We start from the raw sequence: 24,756 nt of genomic DNA, 5'->3' as shown, positions 1-24,756 counted from the left end.
TAATAAAATCAAAGTAACTACGATATAAAAACGCGCAATATTACCAATAATGGCACTATAATGATAGCTTATTCCAAGGAAAAGCTAGAGTTAAGAATAAAATCAATTAGCAGGTCAAACAAGCTATAATTTTGTTTCTATTATGTGGTTAAAGTTGTTAACATGGCGGCGATTTTTTAATCCAATTGATACGATTAGTTTGTGAGGGATCCAGTGAGCAACCAAAATACTTCTCTAAGTTATAAAGATGCAGGCGTTGATATCGACGCAGGTAATGCATTAGTAGAACGCATTAAAGGTGTAGCGAAAAAAACTAAACGCCCAGAAGTTATGGGTGGTCTAGGTGGCTTCGGCGCTCTTTGCCAATTACCTACTGGTTATAAAGAACCAGTGTTGGTCGCAGGAACAGACGGTGTAGGAACGAAACTACGCCTCGCTATCGATTTAGCTAAATATGATACGGTAGGTATCGATTTAGTTGCTATGTGTGTAAACGACCTTATTGTACAAGGTGCTGAACCACTATTCTTCTTAGATTACTATGCCACAGGCAAGCTAGATGTAGATGTAGCTACAGCTGTTGTTACCGGTATCGGCGAAGGTTGTTTATTATCTGGTTGTGCGTTAACAGGCGGTGAAACTGCTGAAATGCCAGGTATGTACGACGGTAAAGATTTTGACATTGCTGGCTTCTGTGTTGGCATTGTAGATAAAGAAAACATCATCGACGGCACTAAAGTTGCTGCGGGTGACAAACTGATTGCTTTAGGATCGAGTGGCCCTCACTCGAACGGCTATTCTTTAGTGCGTAAAATCCTTGAAGTTTCAAAAGAAGATCCAAGTCAAGCATTTGGTGATTCAACACTAGGTGATACCCTGCTAACGCCTACTAACATCTATGTTAAGTCTGTACTAGCAGTGCTGAAAGAGTGTGAAGTTCACGCTTTATCACACATTACCGGTGGTGGTTTCTGGGAAAATATCCCACGTGTATTACCAGCACTAACAAAAGCAGTTGTTGATGAAAGTAGCTGGCAGTGGCCTGAAATTTTCAACTGGTTACAAGAGAAAGGTAACGTTGAACGTACCGAAATGTATCGTACGTTTAACTGTGGTGTTGGTATGGTTATTGCGCTACCAGCATCTCAAGTTGAAAAAGCACTGGAAATATTCACTGAACACGGCGAAAATGCGTGGCTAATCGGTGAAATTGCAGACGCTGCAGAAAATGAAGAACAAGTAGAGATAAAATAATGTCTAAACAAGCATCTATCGTAGTATTAGTTTCTGGTAATGGCAGTAATTTACAAACCATTCTAGATCAGTGCGAACAAGGTTCTATTAACGGTAAAGTAACTGCCGTCTTTAGTAACAAAAGTACAGCTTATGGCTTAGAGCGAGCACAACAAGCAGGTGTGGATGCAATATCACTGGCTCAAGGTGATTTTGCTGATCGCGCTGCATTTGATGCCGAGCTAATGACACAAATAGATCAATATCAACCAGATCTGATTGTGTTAGCAGGCTATATGCGTATTTTGAGCGATAACGTTGTCCAGCATTATGCTGGCAAGATGCTTAATATACATCCTTCTCTATTACCTAAATATCCAGGTTTAGATACCCATCAACGTGCAATGGATAATGGTGATGAAGAACACGGAGCTTCAGTGCACTTTGTCACGCCAGAATTAGATTCAGGCCCGGTTATTTTACAAGCGAAAGTACCGGTATTTGCAGAAGATAACATCGAAGAATTAAGTTCACGAGTACATACTCAAGAACATATGATTTATCCGATGGTTGTGCAATGGTTCTGTGCTGGACGTCTTGCGATGACAAATGGCAAAGCGGTGCTTGATGGTGAAGAGTTAGCACAAAGCGGCTACGCTGCGGACTAAGTCAATTGTCTAATCCTAGATAATAAAAAGCCTTTATCGCATTACTGCATAAAGGCTTTTTTATGGCTATTTATTAATAGCATCTGCTAATAAACTACATATTTGTCAACATAACAGTACCACGACAAAATACACAGAATTCACCTGGCTGCATTTTGTGCCACACTTCGTTATCTGTCAGCGGTTGCGTGGCAATAATAGCAACAACATCAGAATCTGAAGTTTCAGTTTCAAAGTTAATTTCAATGTTTTCATCAATCAACTGGGCATGCCCAAACGGCGCCTCGCGAATAATATGATGTAAATTATTGGTACAGTAGGCAAATACAAAATCGCCATCTGTTAATAATAAATTAAACACGCCTAATGCTCTTAACTGATCGCATAAGCTAGCAATAAAACGGAATACCGCTTTCATATCATCAGGTTTGCTAGGAAATGTTTTCGCCACTTCCTGCAAAATCCAACAAAATGCTAACTCACTGTCCGTTTCACCAATCGGAGTATAAAAACCGGTAGCGAGACCTTGGTAGTCGGTCAACTGGCCATTATGCGCATAAGTCCAGTTCTTACCCCAGAACTCACGAGTAAAAGGGTGGGTATTTTCTAATGCCACACCGCCACGATTAGCTTGGCGAATATGCGAGATAACCGCTTGACTTTTAATCGGATAATTTTTTACTAATTGGGCGACTTTTGATTCACAGCTTGGCTTAGGATCACGAAAAGTTCGGCAACCCTTGCCTTCATAAAAAGTAATTCCCCAACCATCAGAATGTGGTCCAGTCTTACCCCCACGCTGCATCAGCCCAGAAAAACTAAAACAAATGTCGGTAGGTACATTTGCGCTCATACCTAATAATTCACACATATACTGATAACTTCACTTTTATGGTTTACAACAATAACCCTAAGGCTCAATTCATTTAATTATCTTTCATTCTACTTATTGCCAAGCAACTGTCTATGGTAAATAGCCATATCATACGTACAATTATGCAATATCATATAGCCAAAAACTTAGATTAATCAGCATAACCCATCATTTTCTCGACTAACTGAATCAGTAAATGGATCACTTTAATGTGGATCTCTTGAATACGATCAGCATAACCAAAATGTGGCACACGAATTTCGATATCAGCGATACCAGCCATTTTACCGCCATCTTTACCAGTTAATGCAATCGTCTTCATGCCTTTGGCTTTCGCAGCTGCAAACGCATTTAATACATTTTGTGAATTGCCACTGGTGCTTAATCCTAATAATACATCGCCTTGCTGGCCAATACCTTCAACATAACGTGAAAACACATATTCATAACCAAAGTCATTACTCACACAAGACATATGGCTCACATCAGAAATAGCAATTCCCGGCATTGCGGGACGATTTTCACGATAACGTCCTGATAACTCTTCTGCAAAATGCATCGCATCACAATGTGAACCACCATTACCACAAGATAATACTTTACCACCCGCTTTAAATGAATCCGTTAATAACGCTGCTGCCGCTTCAATATTTTCACCATTTTTCGGGTCAGCTAAAAAATCATTTAAAACTTGTGCTGCTTCGACTAATTCTTGTTGAATTAAGCCTTGATAATTTGTCATTTATTATCGCCTCTACGCCTAAAATATATTTGTATAATAGTACTATTGTTTCACAAAATAATGTACCTGTTTCACCCACATAAATAAAAGGTTAAGCACAATCAAAAATAAGCGAAAGGTATGAACAACTACTTAGTTAACACTCACTTAATACTCACTTCGGAGTAACAAAAAGGGCAAAACCTTGGCCGAACTGACCTAAAATAAAAGCAAAGCGGCAATTAAATTATCTGTTCCATTACGCTATTATTAGTGAACATTTGTAAACCAGATGGTTAAAAACAAGCGTTTAGTTACAGGTTCTACAAATACTATGTAAATTAGATGTAAAAAACTTGCTAATTTAATAATTTTCAACTAGAACTAATACTCAAACCAGTATTCTGGTCTGACCTCTGACTTTGCTATTTCGTTGCTTAATGAAAGGAGAAAATCATGGCAACCACAATCTCACTATTAGCCTTAGTGGCAATATTTGGTACGTTATCTTACCAACGAGCATCATTAGCTGCCTTTACTGGTGCATTTTTCATTGCACTTGCAGCCGTTTCATATTTCGGTGATGTGCCACTAGCTATTTGGATAATAACCGCTGTAATTGCGATACCATTAAATATCACCAGTATTCGTCAAGGCTATTTAACAGCGCCTATCTTAAAAGGCTTCCGTAAAATAATGCCGGAAATGTCTCAAACAGAGACTGAAGCATTAGAAGCTGGTACCACTTGGTGGGATGCTGACTTATTCAGCGGTAAGCCAAATTGGGAAAAATTGCACAATGTACCTGCGCCTGCACTAACTGCTGAAGAGCGTGCCTTTCTTGACGGTCCAGTAGAAGAAGCTTGTCGTATGGCTGACGAGTTTGATATCACCCACAAACGTGCTGATTTACCTCCAGAGCTATGGGAATTCCTTAAAACTAAGGGTTTCTTTGCTATGATCATCAAGAAAAAATACGGTGGTCTTGAATTCTCTGCATTAGCACAATCAATGGTACTGCAGAAATTAACTGGCTCAAGCGCAGTAATGGCAAGTACAGTTGGTGTACCTAACTCATTAGGTCCTGGTGAACTATTACAGCACTACGGCACTAAAGAACAACAAGATTACTACCTTCCTCGTTTAGCGATTGGTGACGAAATTCCATGTTTCGCACTAACTAGCCCTGAAGCTGGTTCAGATGCCGGCGCTATCCCAGATTTTGGTATCGTATGTAAAGGCGAGTTCGAAGGTAAAGAAGTTCTGGGTATGAAACTGACTTGGAACAAACGTTATATTACTTTAGCACCTGTTGCGACAGTACTTGGTCTAGCAATTAAACTGCGTGATCCAGATGGTCTATTGGGTGATAAAGAAGATATCGGTATTACTTGTGCGCTTATCCCAACAGATATCCCAGGTGTGGAAACGGGTCGTCGTCATTTCCCACTTAACTTACCATTCCAAAATGGTCCAACGATAGGTAACGAAGTATTCGTACCATTAGATTACATTATTGGTGGCCCAGAAATGGCTGGCCAGGGCTGGCGAATGCTGGTTGAATGCCTATCTGTAGGTCGTGGTATTACGCTACCTTCTTGTTCTGCTGGTGCAGTTAAACTCGCAGCCATAGGCATGGGTTCTTACACTGCTATCCGCCGTCAGTTTAAACTTGCGATTGGTAAAATGGAAGGTATCGAAGAGCCGCTTGCACGTATTGGTGGTAATGCTTACCTTATGGGTGCAGCGTCAAGCTTAACAACAAGTGCGATTGACTTAGGTGAGAAGCCATCAGTAATCACAGCTATTGTTAAAATGCATTTAACCGACCGCGCGCAGAAATGTTCGATTGATGCAATGGACATCTCAGGTGGTAAAGGTATCTGTCTTGGTCCAAACAACATGGCAGGCCGTGGCTACCAAGCCGCTCCAGTTGCGATTACGGTAGAGGGTGCAAACATTCTTACCCGTAACCTGATCATTTATGGTCAAGGTGCAATTCGTTGTCATCCGTTCGTATTACCAGAATTGACTGCTGCAGCACTTAGCGATCATAAAAAAGGCCTGCAAGATTTTGATGCCGCATTATTTGGTCATGTTGGTTTTGCAATGTCTAACTTCTTCCGTTCATTTGTAATGGGTATTACTAACGGTAAAGGTTCTGCCGCGCCGTTTAAAGATGAAACTACGCAGTATTACCAACAAATGAACCGTTTAAGCGCAAACTTAGCATTCCTATCTGATGTAGCGATGGGCGCACTAGGCGGTGATTTAAAACGTAAAGAACGTGTTTCAGCACGTCTTGGTGATATCTTAAGTCAACTGTACCTATCATCTGCAACGCTCAAACGTTTTGAAGATGAGGGTCGTCAAAAAGATGATCTACCATTGGTACATTGGGCAATGCAAGACTCGCTATATCAAGCAGAGCACGCGATTGATGAGTTACTACGTAACTTCCCTATTCGTGCAGTTGGTATCGCACTACGAGCTATGGTATTACCAGCTGGTAAGCGTCTATCACGTCCTACTGATAAGCTAGACCATGTTGTTGCCGGTTTACTACAAGTTCCTTCTGAAGCGCGTAGCCGACTAGCAACAGATATGTACCTAACCGAAGAAGAAGGTAACCCTATCGGTCTACAAGAGAAAGCCTTGAGAGACGTTATTGTTGCTGAACCGATCTTCATCCGTGTTTGTAAAGAAAATGGTGCTAAACAAGCATTTATCTATCTGGATAAATTTGCTGATACAGCACTTGCTAACAAGCAAATCACCGCTGATGAAGCGGAGCTACTGAAAGTTGCTGAAGAAGGCCGTCTACGTACGATTAACGTTGATGACTTTGATCCAATTGAGCTTGCTGCCGATAAGACATTAGTTAACCAACTAAATGCTGACTGGCGTGCACGTGCCAATGGCACTGCGAAACCAGCAAAAAAGGCAAAAGTAAAAACTGAAGCGGTTGCTTAAATAGCGCTAGCCTAACAAGTAGCGATTATTCGCTATCGACAAAAATGCCACTGTTATCATTGATGACAGTGGCATTTTTTATGCGTCACTTGTTTAAATCGTATAACTTAAACTCTATGACTTAAGCATCTAGCAACGTTTTAGCTAAAGTACGAATACCATGGCCTTTAGCGCCTGTTGCCCACAAATCATTAGCGGCTTTTTGATACGAACCAGCTAAATCTAAATGCAACCAACCTTCGCCATCCTCACGTACAAAGCGTGATAAGAATGCTGCAGCAGTTGACGCACCAGCACGGCCTTCACCAGCATGAATATTTGCCATATCGGCAAAGCTTGATGGTAATTGCTGTTGATGCCATTTTTCTAATGGTAGTTGCCAAGCAAACTCATTTTCTGCTTTGGCATTCGCCAATAATGAATTAACCAAGCCCTGATCAAAACCAAATACCGCATTATAATCACGACCCAGTGCCATCTTAGCTGCACCCGTCAGTGTCGCGGCATCAATCAAGCGTTGCGGCGAGTTCTCTTCAGCAGCAAGTAAACCGTCAGCTAATACTAAGCGGCCTTCAGCATCGGTATTAAGCACTTCGACCGTGATATCATTTTTGTATTTAATAATATCGCCAAGTTTAAAGGCATTGCTGCTGATCATGTTTTCTGCGCAGCATAAGAATAACTGTACGCGCTGGTTTAAACCTTGGCTAATTGCGAGTGCGAGTGCTCCTGTCAATGTCGCTGCGCCACCCATATCACTCTTCATGGCTGTCATTGGTTCAGATGGTTTAATACTGTAGCCGCCCGAGTCAAAGGTTATGCCCTTACCCACTAATGCAGTCGCTACTGGCGCATCGGCATCACCGCTTGGATTGAAATCGAGTTGTAACATCGCCGGAGGATGCTGACTACCACGACCGACTGTATGAATACCAGTAAAGCCATGAGTTAATAGATCTTCACCAGCAATAATTTTGTAGGTAATCGAATTAGGTGCCAGTTGTAACAGTAAATCAGCCGCACTTTGCGCTAATTTAACCGGATACATTTCTTCGGCATCAGTATTAATGGTTTTACGTACCCAATGACTGGCATGTTGAACGTCAGTGAACGCCTTTTTTTCAGTGCCGCTCACTTGGTCTAAACCGAAGCAGGCTTGTTGATTTTCTTTAGCGGTGTAATAACCTTGATCAAATGCAATGCGTAATTCTGTATTCCATAACTCACCTTGTAAGGTTACTTTTGCTATGCCTTGATTAGATAACTTACGCGCGGCACGTTGTACTTGTAATGGGTAATCAGTACTATCTTCACCAAGATGAATAGATGCAACATCAGCATTAAAACTCACTAATGCATTCTTGCCCCAAAAACTGTCAGCGGGAGCAACTGTTAGTTCAACGATCATGAAATCCTTCATTGGATATCCTTTATTTTTACGTGTAAGCAATACGTTATATATCGCCTGATTTTAGCTTTCATATTAACAAGTTAAAGCACAAAAAAAAGCCCATAGTCAACGTTATGCTAACTATGGGCTTATTCTATATTGAATATAAATAGTTAATATTCATCAATCCAGGCAAGCATGACAGCTTCGAGAACGCGTTCACCACAATGATTGGGATCATCAGTAAAATCGTCTAACTCTAAAATCATCTTGCGCAAATCGGTAAATCTGACTTGCTGCGGATCTTGATCTGGATATTGCTCGAAAAGTTCAATTGCAATATCTCTACTATCCGACCATGCTAATGCCATAAGACCTCTCTAAAAGTAACATTCAGTTATAACTAACATATTGTTACTTTCAGTTTAGTTGTCTTAAGCTATTTATGCGTTGCCTTTAAGCGCAAAATAATACAGCAAGCCAATTGCTGATTAATGGCTTTCAGAAACCATGTTCAGCGTATACTTAGGAATTTCAACAACCAGATCTTTGTCCGCGACAGCTGCTTGGCAACCTAAACGAGAATCCGGTTCTAGACCCCATGCTTTATCTAACATGTCATCTTCAAGCTCATCACTTTCTTCTAATGAATCAAAGCCTTCACGTACGATCACATGACACGTAGTACAAGCGCATGATTTCTCACACGCATGTTCAATGATAATTTTATTGCGAAGCGCAACATCAAGGATCGTTTCACCTTTCTCAACCTCTACAGAGAGACCTTCTGGGCATAATTCTTCATGAGGTAAAAATATAACTTTTGGCATTTCTTAGACCTTATCTACCGACTGACCCTGCAACGCTTTACGGATTGATGCATCCATACGACGAGCAGCAAAATCTTGTGTTAATTTATCGACTGTTTCAATTTCTTTTTCAATCGCATCTCTATCGCCACCTTGACGGATCTTATAAAGCGTTTGGATCGCGCTTTCAATGGCAGCTTGCTCAGCATCTGACAACAAGGCTTTACCATCTTGTTGTAAGGCTACAATGAGGCTCTCCATCACACGATCTGCTTCTAGCTGTTGTTCCGCTAGCATACGCGCAGTAACATCTTCTTGCGCATACTTCATTGAATCTTTGAGCATGTTAGCCACTTCGTCATCGCTTAAACCATACGATGGTTTAACCTGGATAGATGCAGATACGCCCGATGATTTTTCCATCGCAGAGACACTTAACAAACCATCAGCGTCAACTTGGAACGTCACACGAATATGTGCCGCACCAGCAGCCATTGGTGGGATGCCAGTTAGTGAAAAACGCGCTAATGAACGGCAATCAGCAACTAATTCACGTTCGCCTTGTAGCACGTGAATTGTCATTGCCGTTTGACCATCTTTAAAAGTGGTAAACTCTTGTGCACGTGCCACTGGAATTGTGGTGTTACGTGGGATCACTTTTTCAACTAAGTTACCCATGGTTTCAAGACCCAATGACAGCGGTGTTACGTCCAGTAATAACAACTCTGAATCAGGTTTGTTACCCACTAATACGTCAGCTTGAATAGCAGCACCAACCGCAACAACTTTATCAGGGTTAATGCTTGTAAGTGGTTCTTGGGAAAAAAACTCCCCCACTTTTTCACGCACAAACGGCACACGAGTAGAACCACCAACCATGACAACTTCAAGTACCTCGTCTTTGCTGATATCAGCATCTTTTAACGAACGACGGCAAGCTAATAAAGTACGTTTTACTAAAGGCTGGATAAGGTTTTCAAACATTGCTCGGCTTAATGCGCCCTGCCAATTAACACTCTCTAATGACAGCGTAATATCAACCGTATCACTATCTGTTAGTGCCTGTTTTGCTTGTTTAGCTTGGTTTAATAACAAACGTTGCATGGCTAACGATTGCTCACCGATAAGCCCCGCTTCAGCACTAATCCAGTCTGCGATCAAGTGATCAAAATCATCTCCTCCCAGTGCAGAATCACCACCCGTTGCAAGCACTTCGAACACGCCTTTATTGAGACGTAAAATAGAGATATCAAACGTACCGCCGCCAAGATCATAAACAGCAATAATGCCTTCTTGACCGGCATCTAAACCATATGCAATCGCAGCTGCAGTCGGTTCGTTTAATAAACGCAGAACTTTTAAGCCAGCAATACTCGCTGCATCTTTAGTACCTTGGCGTTGTGCATCGTCAAAATAAGCCGGTACGGTAATAACCACACCACTTAATTCGCCTGCTAACGTATCTGTCGCACGTTGCGCAAGCGTTTTTAAGATCTCAGCAGAAACTTGTACTGGGTTAATATCACCAGCGATGGTCTTAATTAACGGTTGACCGCTGGCAGAGGCAATTAAGGTATTTGGAATACGAGATGTATCAATATCTGCGAATGCTTTACCCAGCAAACGTTTTACCGACGAGATGGTATTCTCAGGATCCGTTACCGCTTGTTGTGCAGCGTCTTCGCCAACAACAATTGAATCTGTAGTATAACGAACCACTGAAGGCAAAATATCTCTACCCGTATTATCTACGAGGGGCTCTGCACTGCCGCTACGGACACTGGCCACTAATGAATTAGTCGTACCAAGATCGATACCGACTGCAAGTCTATGCTCATGAGGTGCTGCCGATTGACCCGGTTCAGCAATTTGAAGTAATGCCATGTTTTAGGTTCTTAAATTTAAATTATTTGATTAGTAATCAAGTAAACTATCTTCAAGTGTACTTAATTGTGTCTGCAGTTTATAAACAAATTTTAATTTACGCACTACATTCGCCGCGTCATTATAATGCTCAATACTGACCAATTCATTGAACTCTTGCAAATATTGCTTGATTGATAAGGTTAGCTCATCATCAAAGTCTGCAATTTGTTGTTCAGGATCGGAAGAATGGGAAATATCTTCAAGACGCTCGTGCTGTTCCATTTGCTGCATTAGAAACATGGGATCTTGCAATGTTTTTTGCTCACCACGAATATCTTCATGACAAACGGCAAGGATATATTCCGCACGTTGGATGGGCGACTTAAGAATTGAATAAGCATCATTAACTTGGGATGATTTTTGCACAGCTAACAAGCGTTCACGCTCACTGCCGTTAGCAAAATTATCGGGGTGTAGTGTGCGTTGTAAATCTCGATATGTCGTTGCTAAACCTGCACTATCTAGTTCAAAATTAACGGGTAAACCAAACAACTCAAAATGGTTCATCTGACGACCTTTAATGGATAGATTAAATAAACAAAACCCAAATAACGATGTTATTTGGGTATATCAATATTACACGCTGAAGCTTTCACCGCAGCCGCATTCGCCTTTCATGTTGGGATTATTAAATTCAAACCCTTCATTCAGACCTTCTTTAACGAAATCTAATTCGATTCCATCAAGATAAACGAGACTCTTTTTATCAATGATCACGGTAACGCCTTTCTCAACAAAAACTTCATCGTTCTCATCAATAGCGTCAACAAACTCAAGGATATAAGCCAAGCCAGAACAACCAGATGTTTTCACACCTAGACGTAGACCAGCCCCTTTACCACGTTTATCAAGGTAAGTAGCTACGCGCGTAGCAGCAGAGTCAGATAAGGTAACAGCCATGTTAACTCCTAAGACTCTTTTTTCTTTTTGTAATCGTCAATTGCCGCTTTAATTGCATCTTCAGCAAGAATTGAACAGTGAATTTTCACTGGTGGTAATTCAAGCTCTTCAGCAATTGTCGTGTTAGTAATTTCGCCCGCTTGCTCAATGCTCTTACCTTTTACCCATTCGGTAACTAAAGAGCTTGATGCGATAGCAGAACCACAACCGTAAGTTTTGAATTTAGCATCTTCAATAATGCCGTCAGCATTGATTTTAAGTTGTAACTTCATTACATCACCACAAGCTGGTGCGCCAACCATACCGGTTGCGATAGATGGATCATTTTTATCAAATGAACCTACGTTACGTGGGTTTTCATAATGGTCGATTACTTTTTCGCTATAAGCCATGATCTAACTCCTTCAAACTAAAATATAAATCTTCGTGAAATAAGGGGTACGATTAGTGGTGATCCCACTCGATTGAATTTAAATCGATACCATCTTTAAACATCTCCCATAAAGGTGACATTTCACGTAGTTTACTGATGTTTTCTTTAATGATGCTTGTTGCATAATCAACTTCTTCTTCAGTCGTAAAACGACCGAATGAGAAACGAATCGAGCTATGCGCCATTTCATCGTTTAGACCTAATGCACGTAATACATAAGAGGGTTCTAAACTTGCAGATGTACAAGCTGAGCCTGAAGAAACCGCAAGGTCTTTCAGTGCCATCATTAATGACTCACCTTCAACAAAGTTGAAGCTTACGTTCAGGTTACTGACGATACGTTGTTCTGCATGGCCATTAAGATATACTTCTTCGATATCGGCAATGCCAGCCCAGAAACGTTTACGCAATGCTTCAGCATGATCGGCATCTTGTTGCATTTCTTCTTTAGCAATACGGAATGCTTCACCCATACCCACGATTTGGTGAGTTGCTAATGTACCACTACGCATACCACGCTCATGACCGCCACCGTGCATCTGCGCTTCTAAACGGATACGTGGTTTACGTTGAACGTACAATGCACCAATACCTTTAGGGCCATAAATTTTATGTGCCGATACTGATAACATATCTACTTTTAGTTCAGAAAAGTCGATTGGTAATTTGCCCGCACTTTGCGCAGCATCTACATGGAATAAGACTTTCTTAGCACGACAAAGTTCACCCAGTGCCGCGATATCATTAATCGCACCAATTTCATTATTCACGTGCATGATACTAACAATGATTGTATCTTCACGGATTGCAGCTTCAAGGATCTCAACTGTAATTAGACCTTCTGAAGTCGGGTCTAAATACGTTACTTCATAACCTTCACGCTCAAGCTGGCGACAAGTATCAAGCACAGCTTTATGCTCAATTTTACTTGTGATTATGTGTTTGCCTTTCTTGTGATAAAAATGCGCTGCACCTTTAATCGCCAAGTTGTTTGATTCAGTTGCACCCGAGGTAATAACAACTTCACGTGGGTCTGCATTAACTAAATCTGCAATTTGATTACGAGCAATGTCTACAGCTTCTTCTGCCTGCCAGCCGAAACGGTGTGAACGAGACGCAGGGTTACCAAAGATGCCGTCCATAGTAAGACACTGCATCATTTTTTCTGCTACACGAGGGTCTACAGGCGTAGTCGCAGAATAATCCAAATAAATAGGTTTTTTCATCTAGTCATTGCTCCATACAACACGGTTAGACAACTAACGGTGTTCATATCTTATAATTATAATTTTGATTCGATTATGTTTTTTTAACCATTATCAAATGATATTTATATCAATCTTATTTAACATTTGACGGTCATTATCTTGCTCGTTAACGATCTGCTTTATCTCATTATTTGCCATCAAATCAGCAAGGGATATGTTATCAAGAAAATCACTAATCCGCTCACTTAAATCATCCCAAAGTGAATGCGTTAAGCAGCGTTTTCCATCATTACAGCCACCAGCAGAATCACACTTAGTCGCTTTTACATTTTCATCGACGGCATCAATGATCATGCCAACAGAAATAAGCCCAGGTAACATGCCTAATTTATAGCCGCCACCGGGTCCTCTTGCACTTGCAACTAGCTGCTTTCGACGTAATCGAGAGAATAGTTGTTCTAAATACGACAATGAAATACTTTGTCGCTCAGATATTTCAGCTAACGGCACAGGTTTAACGTCTGCATGCAATGCAAGATCAATCATAGCTGTAACGGCGTAACGCCCCTTCGATGTCAATCGCATAGCAACCTCTAAACTGTTATTTAAGGTTATGGTTACATACCCGACTTAAATGGTCAAGTATATACCCGACTAATTTACTCAGGTATTAAAATTAAACCAGCAACGGACGTTATTTAACAGCTATTATTTTTTCAGATTTCGCTGAATAGAAACTAATGCGCCACGTAAAATGTTGAGCTCAACCGCTTCAGGGCGAGCACGGGTGAAGAGTCGACGTAAACGATTCATCACGATGCCGGGGTGAGCTTTGTTAATAAAGCCTGTATCCCACAATGTCTCTTCGAGGTGAGTATGGAACATTTCTAGTTCCGCTTGTTTTGGATACGGGTTATCTTGTTCTGGATAAGCGTTCGTCGCAAGATAGGCCATACGTGTTTCGTACGTTAAGATCTGCACAGCCATCGCTAAGTTTAATGAACTGTATTCTGGATTTGCAGATACGCAGACATGATAAGTACATTTTTGTAGTTCATCATTAGTTAAACCGATACGCTCACGGCCAAATACTAATGCCACAGGATAATTCGGTACTTCTTCGATCAGCTTCAAGCCCGCTTCACGTGAATCAAGCATTGGCCATTGCAGCGTACGTGAGCGTGCACTCGTACCGATCACAAGACCACAATCAGCGACCGCTTCTTCTAAGGTATCGACGATGGTTGCATTTTCTAATACATCCGCAGCACCGGCAGCTAGTGCAACTGATTTCTCATCAATGTCACATAAAGGGGCAACTAACACCAATTGTGTTAAACCCATTGTTTTCATGGCGCGCGCTGCTGAACCAATATTACCAGGATGAGATGTACCGACTAATACAACTTTTACGTTTGCTAACATAATTAATACCTAAAAAGATGCATAATAGTCACACAAGCTATTTAAACCACACGTTTAAAGCAAGGATTAGACTATTATTGGAGTTGTTAATTTACTGGTCGCAAATTCTATCACAATTAACCCGTAGCAGATGCAATAAGCCGCTGCGAAAACGTAAAATATACTAAGAATTAAAACAAGGTGTAAAAAGTTATGAGAATTACTTTGGATATTTACGTTAAGTTGGGTATACTCCGCGCCCTAATTCCCGTTCTTTCAAAAATTTGGTGGTAATAGTATGCATCCGATGCTAACAATCGCGATCCGTGCTGCGCGTGACGCAGGCAGTGTAATCGTAAAAGCTTATGGTGATCCAAGCAAGACTAAGGTTGAGCAAAAAGGCACAAATGATTTTGTGACTAACGTAGAAAAAGAAGCTGAAGCAGCTATTATCGCTACAATTAAAAAAGCTTACCCAGAGCATACGATCATCGCAAAAGAAAGCGGTGCTACTACTGGTGCAGATACAGATTACCAATGGATCATTGATCCACTAAATGGTCATACTAACTTTATTAAAGGTATTCCACACTTCGCAGTATCTATCGCTTTACACGTTAAAGGTAAATCTGAAGTTGCTGTTATCTTTGATGCTATCGGCGATGAAATCTTCTCTGCTTGTCGTGGTAAAGGCGCTCAATTAAACGGTTTCCGTTTACGTGCTGGTTCTGCTAAAGATTTATCAGGTACTGTTTTAGCGACAGGCTTCCCACACAACATGAAGCATCAACAAGATACTTACATGAACATCTTTAGTTCATTATTTACTGAATGTGCTGATGTACGTGCTGCTGGTTGTCCTGCACTTAACCTTGCTTACCTAGCAGCTGGTCGTATCGACGGTTTCTGGAGCATGGGTCAAAAACCTTGGGAAACTGCAGCGGGTAACTTAATCGCAACGGAGTCAGGCGCTATCGTAACTGATTTCGCTGGCGGCCATGATTTCTTCAAATCTGGTAACTCAGTTGCTGCATCACCACGTGTACTTAAAGATATGCTTGCTAAGATCCGTCCTAACCTGACTGAATCTCTAGCTAAATAATATTAGCGTTAATACGCAGCATTATTTAATACAAAAAAATTAAAATATCGATAGCCCCGCACTTGATTCAAGTACGGGGCTTTTTTTAACTTCAATACTTCACATTATGCTCATTAGTATTATCACCAAGACAATCCCCCCTACTCTTCTGTTCACAATTTAGTGAACAATAGCTCGTAAAAATCGCTGTTTATCGCTTAATAACTTACCCCGAGCTTCACCTTGCTGTCACAATTTTGTTCAATACTAATTAGCGATAATTATTGTTATCAGCTAGGCACAGAAACATAACTACCAAATATTGGGATTTACTCTAGGCTTGTTTGTAGCACAGTTATAGCCATCACAATTAATAGGTGGTGGTTAAAACAAGCAAATATATCGAGGTTGCGATGATAAAAACAGCACTTGTTGTAGAAGGCGGTGGTATGCGTAGCGTGTTTACTGCTGGAGTGTTAGATACCTTTTTAGACCATGGTTATGATCCTTTTGATCTGTTTATTGGCAGTTCTGCGGGCACCTTAAATTTATCCGCATTTATTGCTGGGCAAAAAAAATACTCAGTACGCCTTATTAACCGTTTAGCTAAGTCAACGACCTTTGTCGATTGGACGCGTTTTATAAAGGGTGGTAATGCGATGGAGCTTACTGAGTTACATGATTTATTAGCACTGCATGATCCAATCGACCTAATTCAAGCAAAACGACGTTTAAACTCCCGTCCTTTTGTGATCACCAGTTGTGACAAATTAAAAGGCCAAGCCAGTTATCAGCATGCAGAACCGAGTCGCTGGTTTCAGCAGATAATAGCCTCATGCGCCTTGCCGATTGTATTTCGTCCTGGCATTAAGCTTGGTAATGATGTGCATATCGATGGTGGGCTAGTCGATCCGATACCAGTAAGAAAAGCAGTCGATTTAGGCGCTAATCATATTATTGTGATCAGAACGAGGAGTAGAGATTGGATAGAAAAACTGTCGGTTTTAGAGCGTGTGCTTACCTACTGGGTTAGACACGATACCGTACTCACCAAGTTGCTTGATAATTACAGCAAAGAATACAATAGTACCTGTGAATTCATGCGAAACCCACCAGCTGGTGTCAATATTATCGAAATAGCGCCTGATGAAGAACTGCAGACACCCACGTTAACACGTCAAGTTAACACTCTCGAAAGCGATTATAGTGCAGGTATTAAAGCAGCGAGGCTATTTTTACAACGTCATTAATCAGTAATAAAAATGGGCTAAACAATTTTCTAGCATGTTTAGCCCAGTAATGATTTAAATACATAGCCTTGGCGGTTAAGCCTCGTTACTATTCACCAGTAAGTAAAGGATGGTCAGCCGGTAGTTTTCTAGAGATCCAAATGGCTAATTTATGTTTAATATTTAAGGTGGTTTCTTGATCTTTAGGCAAAGGTTGCATCAGTTTATCAAACACTAACGCTTTATAAATATATTGCGCTTTAACATCTTCGGGATCTGTAATTGTAAATGTACTACCACGTTGCTGTAAGTACTGCGTACCTAATCCAATCGCAGCTTTAAATAATTTCTTTTCATTTTTCAGTTTTGCCATCATTTCCTCTTTACATCACAGACAGTTAATCTCGCTGAATACACACTGTTATAGCACGATTAAGAAAAAATAAATGTGACATTTAAATTATAAGTCAGGTTTTAATTGATTGGTATTTTTCAGAGTTGATGAGGTGATGGGCTTCCATCGCATAAATATCATTATATTCATGCTCAATGAGTAAACCAAAATTAACAGATAATAGACCTATATCTTGTAACGATAAATCTTCAAGCGACCAAACAGGCGTTGCATAGTCACAAATATAATACCCTTTTAATTGGGCATTGGGGTTCTCTACGATCATGAGGCGATCAATCGCATAGCATTCTTCAATTCCAGCAACGGATAAACAGGCTTTATCTGCGATGAGCAATACACTGAATACCACTTTAGAATCAGGTAGTTCTAATAAATAACACAGCTTTCTTGGCATCGTATCTCTCATCATAAATGTTAAATTTAAACTTAAAGACTAGAGTAAATATGCACAAAAGCACTAATATTCGCTTAAATAAGTGAAGTTTCCTTTGAGCAAAATAAGACTGCTACATACGTATTTAAATCACCAGCCTCCATAGAGAGTCTCAATATACTGTCTTCAATCAATGATCTTCAATAGACCATAGCCTTAGAGACTGGTGATTTACTTTGTTATTCGCTTACCGACTAAATCATAGCAGCTAACTCAGAGCCTTGTTTTATCGCTCTTTTGGCATCCAATTCAGCGGCCACATCAGCACCACCAATCAAATGCACTTGTTGTTCAGCCGCAATCAATTGCGCTTGCAGCTCACGTAATGGATCTTGCCCAGCACAGACAATAATATTATCAACATCCAATACCTGAGGTTTACCAGCGACCAGAAGGTGTAAACCTTGATCATCGATTTTTACATACTCAACACTGTTGATCATCGCCACGTTTTTACTTGCTAAACCAGCTCTATGTACCCAGCCTGAGGTTTTTCCAAGTCCAGCACCAACCTTGCTTGCTTTACGCTGTAATAAGTAAATCTCACGTGCAGCCGCTGATTTTTCTGCCGCGACTAAACCGCCACGATGCTGCATAGTTAAGTCAACGCCCCATTCGCGCATAAAGGTATTAATATCTTGGCTTGCAGCTGGTGCATTTGAGCAGTGATCATGAATAAGATATTCAGCCACATCAAAACCAATACCACCAGCACCAATAATCGCCACTTTAGTGCCTACCGATTTCTTATCCGCTAATACATCCAAATAAGATAATACTTTGCTATGTTCAATGCCCTCAATAGGAGGGGTACGAGGGGCGATCCCCGTTGCAAGAACCACATCATCAAAGCTATTGGCAATAAGTTCATCCGCTGAAACGCGTTTGTTCAATACGATCTCAACGCCAAGCTTTGCTGTCATCGTGGTAAAATAGCGCAAGGTTTCATAAAACTCTTCTTTGCCAGGTACTTGCTTAGCAACATTGAACTGACCTCCCACTTCTGACTTATCGTCAAAAATAGTCACCTTATGCCCACGTTGAGCAGCAACAGTCGCAAATGCTAGCCCCGCAGGACCAGCGCCAACGACAGCAATACGTTTACTCACGGGTGATTTAATATAATTGAGTTCGGTTTCATGACACGCGCGAGGGTTAACTAAACAAGAGGTTAATTTCATGCTAAATGTATGGTCTAAACAGGCTTGGTTACAACCAATACAGGTATTAATTTCATCACTTTTACCTGCCGCCGCTTTATTGACAAATTCAGGATCAGCTAAGAATGGACGTGCCATCGACACCATGTCTGCATGGCCTTGCTCTAATACAGATTCTGCGATCTCTGGGGTATTAATGCGGTTGGTGGTGACCAATGGGATCGAGACTTCACCTTTTAACTTTGCTGTTACTTTAGTAAATGCCGCTCTTGGCACTTTCGTCACAATCGTCGGCACGCGCGCTTCATGCCAACCGATACCTGTGTTAATAATGGTTGCACCGGCTTTCTCAATGGCTTTGGCTAACGTCACGACTTCTTGCCAAGTGCTGCCTTTTTCGATCAGATCCAACATCGACAAACGATAAATAATAATAAAGTCAGTGCCGACTTTCTCACGTACCTGTCTTACGATCTCAATAGGAAAACGCATACGGTTTTCGAAACTACCGCCCCATTCATCATCACGTTGATTGGTGTGCTCAACAATAAACTGGTTAATCAAATAACCTTCCGAGCCCATGATCTCAACACCATCGTAATTCGCCGATTGTGCCAGTCCCGCACACTTAACAAAGGCAGCCACTTGCTGATAGACCTCTTCTGTTGTTAACGCCCGGGGACGAGCAGGGTTGATCGGCGCTTGAATCGCGGATGGGGCAACAGGTTGTTTACTATAGGCATAACGCCCCGCATGTAAGATCTGCATGCAAATTTTCCCACCCGCTGCGTGAACTGCCGCTGTGACTTCTTTATGCGCTTCCGCTTCTGCGAGGGTATCCATTTTAGAACCACCTTGAAAAACAGCGCCTTCTGGATTTGGACCGATACCACCAGTGACAATAAGACCAACACCACCAGCAGCTCGCTCGGCGTAATAGGCAGCCATACGGGTAAAGCCATTACTGACTTCTTCCAGTCCAGTATGCATAGAGCCCATTAACACCCTATTTTTTAACTGGGTAAAGCCAAGATCAAGAGGGGTAAATAAGTTTGGATAATTATTGCTTGCTGACATAGGTCACTCCATTGCGGTGGCGATTAAAATCTTTATTATTTTTGTTAAAAGTAGCCTTAAAACACGGCACGCACAATTCCCATGATATACAATTAATTATCTTTAGTTTGCAATTGTTGGTTTGTATTTGTAATGATGGTTACAGAAATTTGATAATGCATACTCGCATTTGAGCAATAGAGACTCTTAATTACATCGTGAATAGTCTTAATTAAATAATGAATAATCTTAGTTAAATAATGGATATTAATAAGATGCCAAACGTAACGGATTCAAAAGTTAGCTTAGGTGATATTTCAGTCAACTTTTTACAGCAAATGAGCTTGACCAGCAATAAAATTGGCTATGATATTAACCCTATTTTAGCTAAATATAATGTGTCAATTGCGCAGCTGAGTGCCCATCACGGGCGTTTGTCCATCCCCAAATACATGCGCATTGGCTTTGAACTGATGCAACAGACTGGACGAGAAGATTTGGGTTTATTGATAGGTGAGAATGTTTGCTTTCAGCATTACGGCATGCTCGGATTTGCTTGTATGTCAGCGGGTGATATAAGCACGATGGCACGTGTGCTTGCACAATATGAAAGCTTATTAAGTCAAAATGTACGGGGTCATTCTCAGTTTATAAATGGAGCAGAACCAATACTTAGCTTTTATTCTATCGCGCCCTATAATCCTTATAATTATTTTGTCGTCGATTCAGTGTTAGCGAGTTGGTTCACTTTACTCACTTCACGTGCCCTGTATTTAACGCAGCCTGTCAATATTGTTAAAGCGGTACATATTGAATACCCAGAGCCAAAGAACAGGCAGCGCTATCAGGCATTTTTCCAATGCCCGGTTATTTTTAATTCCACATTTAATGGCTTAGTATTAAATAATCAGTATATCGATACGCCATTACCTGACGCCTGTATGAGCAGTTATCTACAAGCCCAACAGTTATGCCAAAATGAACTGCTACAGTTGCAACAAAATCAGGATTGGCAAAGTAAGGTTATCGAAAAAGTAAGTCATAACTTAGTCGGTAATATGCCCGATATTAACCAAGTCGCGGCATTACTGGGAACATCAGCTTGGACATTAAGACGCCGCTTGTACAAAGAAAATACCAACTACCAAGGTATCATGGACAACACGAGGAAAGGCCTAGCATTGAGTTATGTCCGCGATACCCAACTTACTTTCAGTGAAATATCGTATTTATTGGGGTTCGCTACACCTGCGGCATTTTATAAAGCCTTTCGACGTTGGACTGCGAGTACACCAAAGAATTATCGACAGGCGTTTATAAACAAGCGCGAATAAACGCTTTAAACGCTAATACCAATTGCTCAGCTTCCGATTCACGTTGCTGTAGACGTAGCAGTTCAATTGCACATTCAACGGTACTTAGGCCACCTTCGATTTGATTAGCTCGTAAAATAAATTCGGATGCTTGTCGTGCCGTTAACGTGACCTTAGGTAAGTCTTTTAAGTAATCACTTTGGCGATACATCTTACGTGCTTCTTGCCATGTACTATCAAGCAATACCACACTATCAAAATCACTGATCTCATGCTCACCATCGGCATCAGGGGCTAAAATAGCCACACGACCGGATTTGATCGCCGTTAACAATTTACTATCAGGTTCTTTGCGATGCCACGGCACGATACTGGTTTCATCAGGCAAGAACTGTTGCACTAATTTGCCGGTATTACTGCGGCGCGAGAACTCTCTCTCGTGGGTAACAAGGTATATATGCATGAATGATTAACTTCAGTCGATGAAACAAGATAAATATTTAAAAAGAGGTAAAGTAACCGTTATCATAATGCCTTACAGTAGGTCTTAACTAAGCCGTAAGTATGACGAGGATCTACTATGTTCGCATTTAGTAAACACATTTACAGTAAATTAAATTATATCTTATCATTGTTTTTTAGCCCTAACGAACCCGCTAAAACTAGTATGGTGTTTATGACGATATAATCATCAGCTAAGCTACACATTATGCTCACCGGTAAGATGCGTCTTACCAATTCATCAAGGGAATACATGTCTACGCTCCAACTTTATCAGCGTCTTGCCCAACAAGCTGACGCTTTAATGGCAGAAGAAACGCATCTAATTGCCAATTTAGCTAACCTTAGTGCGTTATTATTTATGGAACTTGAAGATGTTAACTGGGCCGGTTTTTATCTTTACGAAAATAACCAGCTAGTATTAGGCCCTTTCCAAGGTTTACCTGCGTGTATTCGCATTCCACTCGGCAGAGGCGTTTGTGGTACTGCCGCGAGTACATTACAGTCGCAACTCGTCACGAACGTACACGATTTCCCCGGACATATTGCCTGTTATGCAGCAAGTAATTCAGAGATCGTGGTACCGATCGTGGTAAATGATAAATTAATCGGAGTGCTGGATATTGATAGCCCCAGTATTGGCCGCTTTAATCAAGATGACTTAACTGGTAAAGAGTTACTGGTTAGCCAGCTGGTTAAACGTTTGCGGACTTAAGACGTTATTAATACTGCTCATCATAAAGCTTGTAAGTTAATACCACAGGCTTTAGCGATGCTCGCTACCCGACGCCCTAAGTATTTAGCGGTATCGAGATCACTGCGGTGAACCTCTCCTTCGGGGTTGTGGCCAACGGCACCTAATTGACACCCTAGGCGATTTAACCCAATACTGTTATAACCACCAGCAATATCTAATCCAACCCATAACATGCCATGCTGACTGGCTAATGTCGCCATATATTGCACTGTGTTCGCCTGATCGCCATTCAAGCAACTACCAACGGTAAAACCAGCGGCAAACTTATTACGCCATTGCTGGCTATCCCAACGCTCGCTCGAGGCATCGGCAAAGGCCTTAAATTGCGCTGATACGCCACCCATATAGGTTGGCGACCCAAAGATAATCGCATCGGTCTTATCCAGCAAGCACATTAATTCATCATTATCAAAACGACCTTCAAACATGTCCCAAGGCTGAATCTGACATTCCATGACCTTCACATCTTCAACAGTGCTAATACCACTGATCACTTCACGCGCCAGCGACTGAGTTGACCCAGACTCTGAGAAATACACAACTGCAACTATGGTCAACTAAAACCTCTCACACTATCCATATTGATTCATTCACATCCCTATTCACTGAGACACAAATAGTAGCAGTCTTTACATTAAAGTAGATACCTTAACGTAAAAAATATGCCTTAATCATCACTGAAACTATACTTTTACTAATTTATAAGTATAAAAAAAGGTCTGTAAAAACAGACCTTTCTATCAATAATAACCTAAGCTATTATTTTTTACTCTTGTAATGCGACATCATACGACGACGTTTTTTCTGTTGCGATAGTGACAAGTTATTTTTCTTATCTGCAAACGGGTTTTCGCTATCACGGAAATCAACTTTAATCGGCGTGCCCATAATTTTTAGTGAACGGCGGAAATAGTTAATCAAATAACGGCGATATGAATTCGCTAATTTTGTTACTTGGTTACCGTGTACAACGATTAATGGTGGATTGTAACCACCTGCATGCGCATAACGTAATTTAACACGACGACCAGCATGCATTGGCGGTTGGTGATCATCAACAGCCATACGTACGATTCGTGTTAGCATAGACGTTGATACACGTTTAGTCGATGAATCGAACGCTTCTGTAATCGATTCAAATAAGTTACCAACACCAGTACCGTGTAATGCTGAGATAAAGTGAATACGTGCGAAGTCAATAAAGCCTAGGCGACGATCTAATTCAGATTTAATGCGATCTTTCACATCGGTATCTAAACCATCCCACTTGTTCACTGCAATTACAATTGAACGACCAGAGTTAATCGCAAAACCTAACAATGTTAGATCCTGAGCGGTAACACCAACACGAGCATCAAATACCATCAATACTACGTTAGCATCATCAATTGCTTGTAGCGCTTTAACAATCGAGAATTTCTCAACCGCTTCATTGATATTTTTACGACGGCGTACACCGGCAGTATCGATAAGCATGTAGTTACGACCATCACGCTCCATCGGAATGTAGATACTGTCACGCGTAGTACCAGGCATGTCATAAACAACAACACGCTCTTCACCTAGGATACGGTTAACAAGCGTTGATTTACCTACGTTAGGGCAACCAATCATCGCAAGTTTAATTGGCAAACTTGAATAATCTTCGTCACGTTGCTCTTCTTCCTCTTCAGGTAATAACTCACCATCAATGAAAGGGTCAGCGTCAGAGAATTCTTCCTCTTCTTCAGGATTAACAACTTCAACGTGCGCTAATGCTTCTTCAATCAGAATATTAGTACCGCGACCTTGCGATGCAGCGATTTGGTAAATGTCACCAAGTGCAAGCGCATAGAATTCAGCAACAGCAACATCGCCATCTAGGCCATCTGTTTTATTTGCAACAAGAAATACTTTCTTTTCTTGTTTACGTAAATGTTCAGCAATTGCTTGGTCAGAAACAGTTAAGCCTGCTCGTGCATCCACTAAAAATAATACGGCATCAGCTTCTTCAATCGCAAGTAACGATTGATCAGCCATTTTTGCATCAATCCCTTCTTCATCACCGTTAATACCGCCGGTATCAACAACGATGAACTCACGACCAGCTAAGTTAGCTTGTCCATATTTACGGTCACGAGTTAACCCAGGGAAATCGGCAACAAGTGCGTCCCGGGTACGAGTTAAGCGGTTGAACAATGTTGATTTACCAACATTCGGGCGTCCAACCAATGCAATTACAGGGGTCATAGTTAACCTCAGCCTCAATACGGCTCTAGTAAAATAAACGTCA

At 41.1% G+C, this 24,756-nt stretch carries 25 protein-coding genes; 7 read left to right on the top strand and 18 right to left on the bottom strand.

What is annotated here, in order from left to right:
* Positions 1-213: 213 nt before the first annotated feature.
* Together purM and purN are read left to right on the top strand one after the other, a co-directional pair.
* A complete protein-coding gene (gene purM / locus QNK26_RS17185; RefSeq protein WP_017221956.1) occupies positions 214-1,254 on the top strand; it encodes a phosphoribosylformylglycinamidine cyclo-ligase in 1,041 nt (346 codons plus the stop codon).
* Positions 1,254-1,901 carry a phosphoribosylglycinamide formyltransferase gene (gene purN / locus QNK26_RS17180; RefSeq protein ID WP_319225222.1) on the top strand — a complete coding sequence of 216 codons (648 nt, stop codon included), beginning with the start codon at positions 1,254-1,256 and terminating at the stop codon, positions 1,899-1,901. Before purM ends, purN begins: the two co-directional genes overlap by 1 nt.
* Before the next feature lie 94 nt (positions 1,902-1,995).
* On the opposite strand, the gene QNK26_RS17175 is transcribed toward purN, so the two are convergent.
* Both QNK26_RS17175 and lpcA read right to left on the bottom strand, forming a co-directional pair.
* Positions 1,996-2,772, bottom strand: coding sequence for a class II glutamine amidotransferase (locus QNK26_RS17175; RefSeq protein ID WP_319225221.1), 777 nt, complete (start codon positions 2,770-2,772; stop codon positions 1,996-1,998).
* Positions 2,773-2,926: 154 nt separating this feature from the next.
* A complete protein-coding gene (gene lpcA / locus QNK26_RS17170; protein WP_319225219.1) occupies positions 2,927-3,517 on the bottom strand; it encodes a D-sedoheptulose 7-phosphate isomerase in 591 nt (196 codons plus the stop codon).
* Between the two features lie 435 nt (positions 3,518-3,952).
* On the opposite strand from lpcA, the gene fadE reads away from it, so the two are divergent.
* Positions 3,953-6,469 (top strand): acyl-CoA dehydrogenase FadE, encoded by a 2,517-nt coding sequence (gene fadE / locus QNK26_RS17165; RefSeq protein ID WP_319225217.1) that lies wholly within the window; start codon positions 3,953-3,955, stop codon positions 6,467-6,469.
* 121 nt (positions 6,470-6,590) lie between these two features.
* Here fadE and pepB read toward each other — a convergent pair whose 3' ends face one another.
* From pepB to trmJ, 10 genes are all read right to left on the bottom strand, one after another.
* Positions 6,591-7,889, bottom strand: coding sequence for an aminopeptidase PepB (pepB, locus tag QNK26_RS17160; RefSeq protein ID WP_319225215.1), 1,299 nt, complete (start codon positions 7,887-7,889; stop codon positions 6,591-6,593).
* A gap of 143 nt (positions 7,890-8,032) precedes the next feature.
* The gene (gene iscX / locus QNK26_RS17155) at positions 8,033-8,230 is read right to left on the bottom strand and encodes a Fe-S cluster assembly protein IscX (RefSeq protein ID WP_319225214.1); all 198 of its coding nucleotides are present in this window, start codon (positions 8,228-8,230) and stop codon (positions 8,033-8,035) included.
* A gap of 120 nt (positions 8,231-8,350) precedes the next feature.
* Entirely contained in the window at positions 8,351-8,689 is a 339-nt protein-coding gene (gene fdx / locus QNK26_RS17150) for an ISC system 2Fe-2S type ferredoxin (RefSeq protein ID WP_319225212.1), read from the bottom strand.
* A 3-nt stretch (positions 8,690-8,692) separates the two neighbouring features.
* Positions 8,693-10,552 carry a Fe-S protein assembly chaperone HscA gene (hscA, locus tag QNK26_RS17145; RefSeq protein WP_319225210.1) on the bottom strand — a complete coding sequence of 620 codons (1,860 nt, stop codon included), beginning with the start codon at positions 10,550-10,552 and terminating at the stop codon, positions 8,693-8,695.
* Between the two features lie 30 nt (positions 10,553-10,582).
* Positions 10,583-11,101, bottom strand: a complete 519-nt coding sequence (gene hscB, locus QNK26_RS17140; RefSeq protein ID WP_319225209.1) for a co-chaperone HscB — start codon at positions 11,099-11,101, stop codon at positions 10,583-10,585.
* A 69-nt stretch (positions 11,102-11,170) separates the two neighbouring features.
* Positions 11,171-11,494 carry an iron-sulfur cluster assembly protein IscA gene (gene iscA, locus QNK26_RS17135; protein WP_319225208.1) on the bottom strand — a complete coding sequence of 108 codons (324 nt, stop codon included), beginning with the start codon at positions 11,492-11,494 and terminating at the stop codon, positions 11,171-11,173.
* Positions 11,495-11,502: 8 nt separating this feature from the next.
* On the bottom strand, positions 11,503-11,886 hold the full coding sequence (iscU, locus tag QNK26_RS17130) for a Fe-S cluster assembly scaffold IscU (protein WP_319225206.1): 384 nt from the start codon (positions 11,884-11,886) through the stop codon (positions 11,503-11,505).
* Positions 11,887-11,938: 52 nt separating this feature from the next.
* On the bottom strand, positions 11,939-13,153 hold the full coding sequence (locus QNK26_RS17125) for an IscS subfamily cysteine desulfurase (RefSeq protein WP_319225205.1): 1,215 nt from the start codon (positions 13,151-13,153) through the stop codon (positions 11,939-11,941).
* Between the two features lie 93 nt (positions 13,154-13,246).
* Entirely contained in the window at positions 13,247-13,720 is a 474-nt protein-coding gene (locus QNK26_RS17120) for an Rrf2 family transcriptional regulator (protein WP_319225203.1), read from the bottom strand.
* A gap of 123 nt (positions 13,721-13,843) precedes the next feature.
* On the bottom strand, positions 13,844-14,560 hold the full coding sequence (trmJ, locus tag QNK26_RS17115; protein WP_319225202.1) for a tRNA (cytosine(32)/uridine(32)-2'-O)-methyltransferase TrmJ: 717 nt from the start codon (positions 14,558-14,560) through the stop codon (positions 13,844-13,846).
* Positions 14,561-14,837: 277 nt separating this feature from the next.
* On the opposite strand from trmJ, the gene suhB reads away from it, so the two are divergent.
* On the top strand, positions 14,838-15,641 hold the full coding sequence (suhB, locus tag QNK26_RS17110; RefSeq protein WP_319225201.1) for an inositol-1-monophosphatase: 804 nt from the start codon (positions 14,838-14,840) through the stop codon (positions 15,639-15,641).
* 392 nt (positions 15,642-16,033) lie between these two features.
* A complete protein-coding gene (locus tag QNK26_RS17105; RefSeq protein ID WP_319225200.1) occupies positions 16,034-16,870 on the top strand; it encodes a patatin family protein in 837 nt (278 codons plus the stop codon).
* Positions 16,871-16,958: 88 nt separating this feature from the next.
* Here QNK26_RS17105 and QNK26_RS17100 read toward each other — a convergent pair whose 3' ends face one another.
* The 3 genes from QNK26_RS17100 to QNK26_RS17090 form a co-directional block, all read right to left on the bottom strand.
* Complete coding sequence (locus tag QNK26_RS17100) at positions 16,959-17,225, bottom strand: DUF5062 family protein (RefSeq protein ID WP_319225198.1); 267 nt, start codon at positions 17,223-17,225, stop codon at positions 16,959-16,961.
* A gap of 91 nt (positions 17,226-17,316) precedes the next feature.
* Positions 17,317-17,658, bottom strand: a complete 342-nt coding sequence (locus QNK26_RS17095; protein WP_319225197.1) for a hypothetical protein — start codon at positions 17,656-17,658, stop codon at positions 17,317-17,319.
* A 233-nt stretch (positions 17,659-17,891) separates the two neighbouring features.
* A complete protein-coding gene (locus QNK26_RS17090; protein WP_319225195.1) occupies positions 17,892-19,934 on the bottom strand; it encodes an NADPH-dependent 2,4-dienoyl-CoA reductase in 2,043 nt (680 codons plus the stop codon).
* Positions 19,935-20,188: 254 nt separating this feature from the next.
* Here QNK26_RS17090 and QNK26_RS17085 point away from each other — a divergent pair, with 254 nt between their 5' ends.
* Positions 20,189-21,247: an AraC family transcriptional regulator gene (locus QNK26_RS17085; protein ID WP_319225193.1), complete on the top strand. Its 1,059-nt coding sequence runs from the start codon at positions 20,189-20,191 to the stop codon at positions 21,245-21,247.
* On the opposite strand, the gene QNK26_RS17080 is transcribed toward QNK26_RS17085, so the two are convergent.
* Positions 21,228-21,689, bottom strand: a complete 462-nt coding sequence (locus QNK26_RS17080; RefSeq protein ID WP_319225191.1) for a tRNA-uridine aminocarboxypropyltransferase — start codon at positions 21,687-21,689, stop codon at positions 21,228-21,230. The two genes, QNK26_RS17085 and QNK26_RS17080, sit on opposite strands and share 20 nt — an antisense overlap.
* A 291-nt stretch (positions 21,690-21,980) precedes the next feature.
* Between QNK26_RS17080 and QNK26_RS17075 the strand changes: the two genes are divergently transcribed.
* Positions 21,981-22,442: a GAF domain-containing protein gene (locus QNK26_RS17075; RefSeq protein WP_319225189.1), complete on the top strand. Its 462-nt coding sequence runs from the start codon at positions 21,981-21,983 to the stop codon at positions 22,440-22,442.
* A gap of 20 nt (positions 22,443-22,462) precedes the next feature.
* On the opposite strand, the gene QNK26_RS17070 is transcribed toward QNK26_RS17075, so the two are convergent.
* Together QNK26_RS17070 and der are read right to left on the bottom strand one after the other, a co-directional pair.
* The gene (locus tag QNK26_RS17070) at positions 22,463-23,041 is read right to left on the bottom strand and encodes a flavodoxin family protein (protein ID WP_319225188.1); all 579 of its coding nucleotides are present in this window, start codon (positions 23,039-23,041) and stop codon (positions 22,463-22,465) included.
* 202 nt (positions 23,042-23,243) lie between these two features.
* Entirely contained in the window at positions 23,244-24,713 is a 1,470-nt protein-coding gene (gene der / locus QNK26_RS17065) for a ribosome biogenesis GTPase Der (RefSeq protein WP_319225187.1), read from the bottom strand.
* Between the last annotated feature and the right edge of the window lie 43 nt (positions 24,714-24,756).

The sequence above is a fragment of the Moritella sp. genome (assembly GCF_033791185.1).
In the GTDB taxonomy this organism is placed as follows: domain Bacteria; phylum Pseudomonadota; class Gammaproteobacteria; order Enterobacterales; family Moritellaceae; genus Moritella.
The sequence above is the reverse complement of the archived record's forward strand: the minus strand, read 5'-3'. Positions and strand labels throughout refer to the sequence as shown.

Excerpts from the sequence above, each read along its gene's own strand:
- fdx (WP_319225212.1), bottom strand. The coding sequence starts at position 8,689 with ATGCCAAAAGTTATATTTTTACCTCATGAAGAATTATGCCCAGAAGGT.
- QNK26_RS17090 (WP_319225195.1), bottom strand. The coding sequence starts at position 19,934 with ATGTCAGCAAGCAATAATTATCCAAACTTATTTACCCCTCTTGATCTT.
- QNK26_RS17120 (WP_319225203.1), bottom strand. The coding sequence starts at position 13,720 with ATGCGATTGACATCGAAGGGGCGTTACGCCGTTACAGCTATGATTGAT.
- hscA (WP_319225210.1), bottom strand. The coding sequence starts at position 10,552 with ATGGCATTACTTCAAATTGCTGAACCGGGTCAATCGGCAGCACCTCAT.
- suhB (WP_319225201.1), top strand. The coding sequence starts at position 14,838 with ATGCATCCGATGCTAACAATCGCGATCCGTGCTGCGCGTGACGCAGGC.
- QNK26_RS17095 (WP_319225197.1), bottom strand. The coding sequence starts at position 17,658 with ATGCCAAGAAAGCTGTGTTATTTATTAGAACTACCTGATTCTAAAGTG.
- lpcA (WP_319225219.1), bottom strand. The coding sequence starts at position 3,517 with ATGACAAATTATCAAGGCTTAATTCAACAAGAATTAGTCGAAGCAGCA.
- fadE (WP_319225217.1), top strand. The coding sequence starts at position 3,953 with ATGGCAACCACAATCTCACTATTAGCCTTAGTGGCAATATTTGGTACG.
- QNK26_RS17080 (WP_319225191.1), bottom strand. The coding sequence starts at position 21,689 with ATGCATATATACCTTGTTACCCACGAGAGAGAGTTCTCGCGCCGCAGT.
- QNK26_RS17105 (WP_319225200.1), top strand. The coding sequence starts at position 16,034 with ATGATAAAAACAGCACTTGTTGTAGAAGGCGGTGGTATGCGTAGCGTG.
- der (WP_319225187.1), bottom strand. The coding sequence starts at position 24,713 with ATGACCCCTGTAATTGCATTGGTTGGACGCCCGAATGTTGGTAAATCA.
- hscB (WP_319225209.1), bottom strand. The coding sequence starts at position 11,101 with ATGAACCATTTTGAGTTGTTTGGTTTACCCGTTAATTTTGAACTAGAT.
- QNK26_RS17085 (WP_319225193.1), top strand. The coding sequence starts at position 20,189 with ATGCCAAACGTAACGGATTCAAAAGTTAGCTTAGGTGATATTTCAGTC.
- pepB (WP_319225215.1), bottom strand. The coding sequence starts at position 7,889 with ATGAAGGATTTCATGATCGTTGAACTAACAGTTGCTCCCGCTGACAGT.
- QNK26_RS17125 (WP_319225205.1), bottom strand. The coding sequence starts at position 13,153 with ATGAAAAAACCTATTTATTTGGATTATTCTGCGACTACGCCTGTAGAC.
- QNK26_RS17100 (WP_319225198.1), bottom strand. The coding sequence starts at position 17,225 with ATGATGGCAAAACTGAAAAATGAAAAGAAATTATTTAAAGCTGCGATT.
- QNK26_RS17075 (WP_319225189.1), top strand. The coding sequence starts at position 21,981 with ATGTCTACGCTCCAACTTTATCAGCGTCTTGCCCAACAAGCTGACGCT.
- iscU (WP_319225206.1), bottom strand. The coding sequence starts at position 11,886 with ATGGCTTATAGCGAAAAAGTAATCGACCATTATGAAAACCCACGTAAC.
- trmJ (WP_319225202.1), bottom strand. The coding sequence starts at position 14,560 with ATGTTAGCAAACGTAAAAGTTGTATTAGTCGGTACATCTCATCCTGGT.
- QNK26_RS17175 (WP_319225221.1), bottom strand. The coding sequence starts at position 2,772 with ATGTGTGAATTATTAGGTATGAGCGCAAATGTACCTACCGACATTTGT.
- purN (WP_319225222.1), top strand. The coding sequence starts at position 1,254 with ATGTCTAAACAAGCATCTATCGTAGTATTAGTTTCTGGTAATGGCAGT.
- iscA (WP_319225208.1), bottom strand. The coding sequence starts at position 11,494 with ATGGCTGTTACCTTATCTGACTCTGCTGCTACGCGCGTAGCTACTTAC.
- iscX (WP_319225214.1), bottom strand. The coding sequence starts at position 8,230 with ATGGCATTAGCATGGTCGGATAGTAGAGATATTGCAATTGAACTTTTC.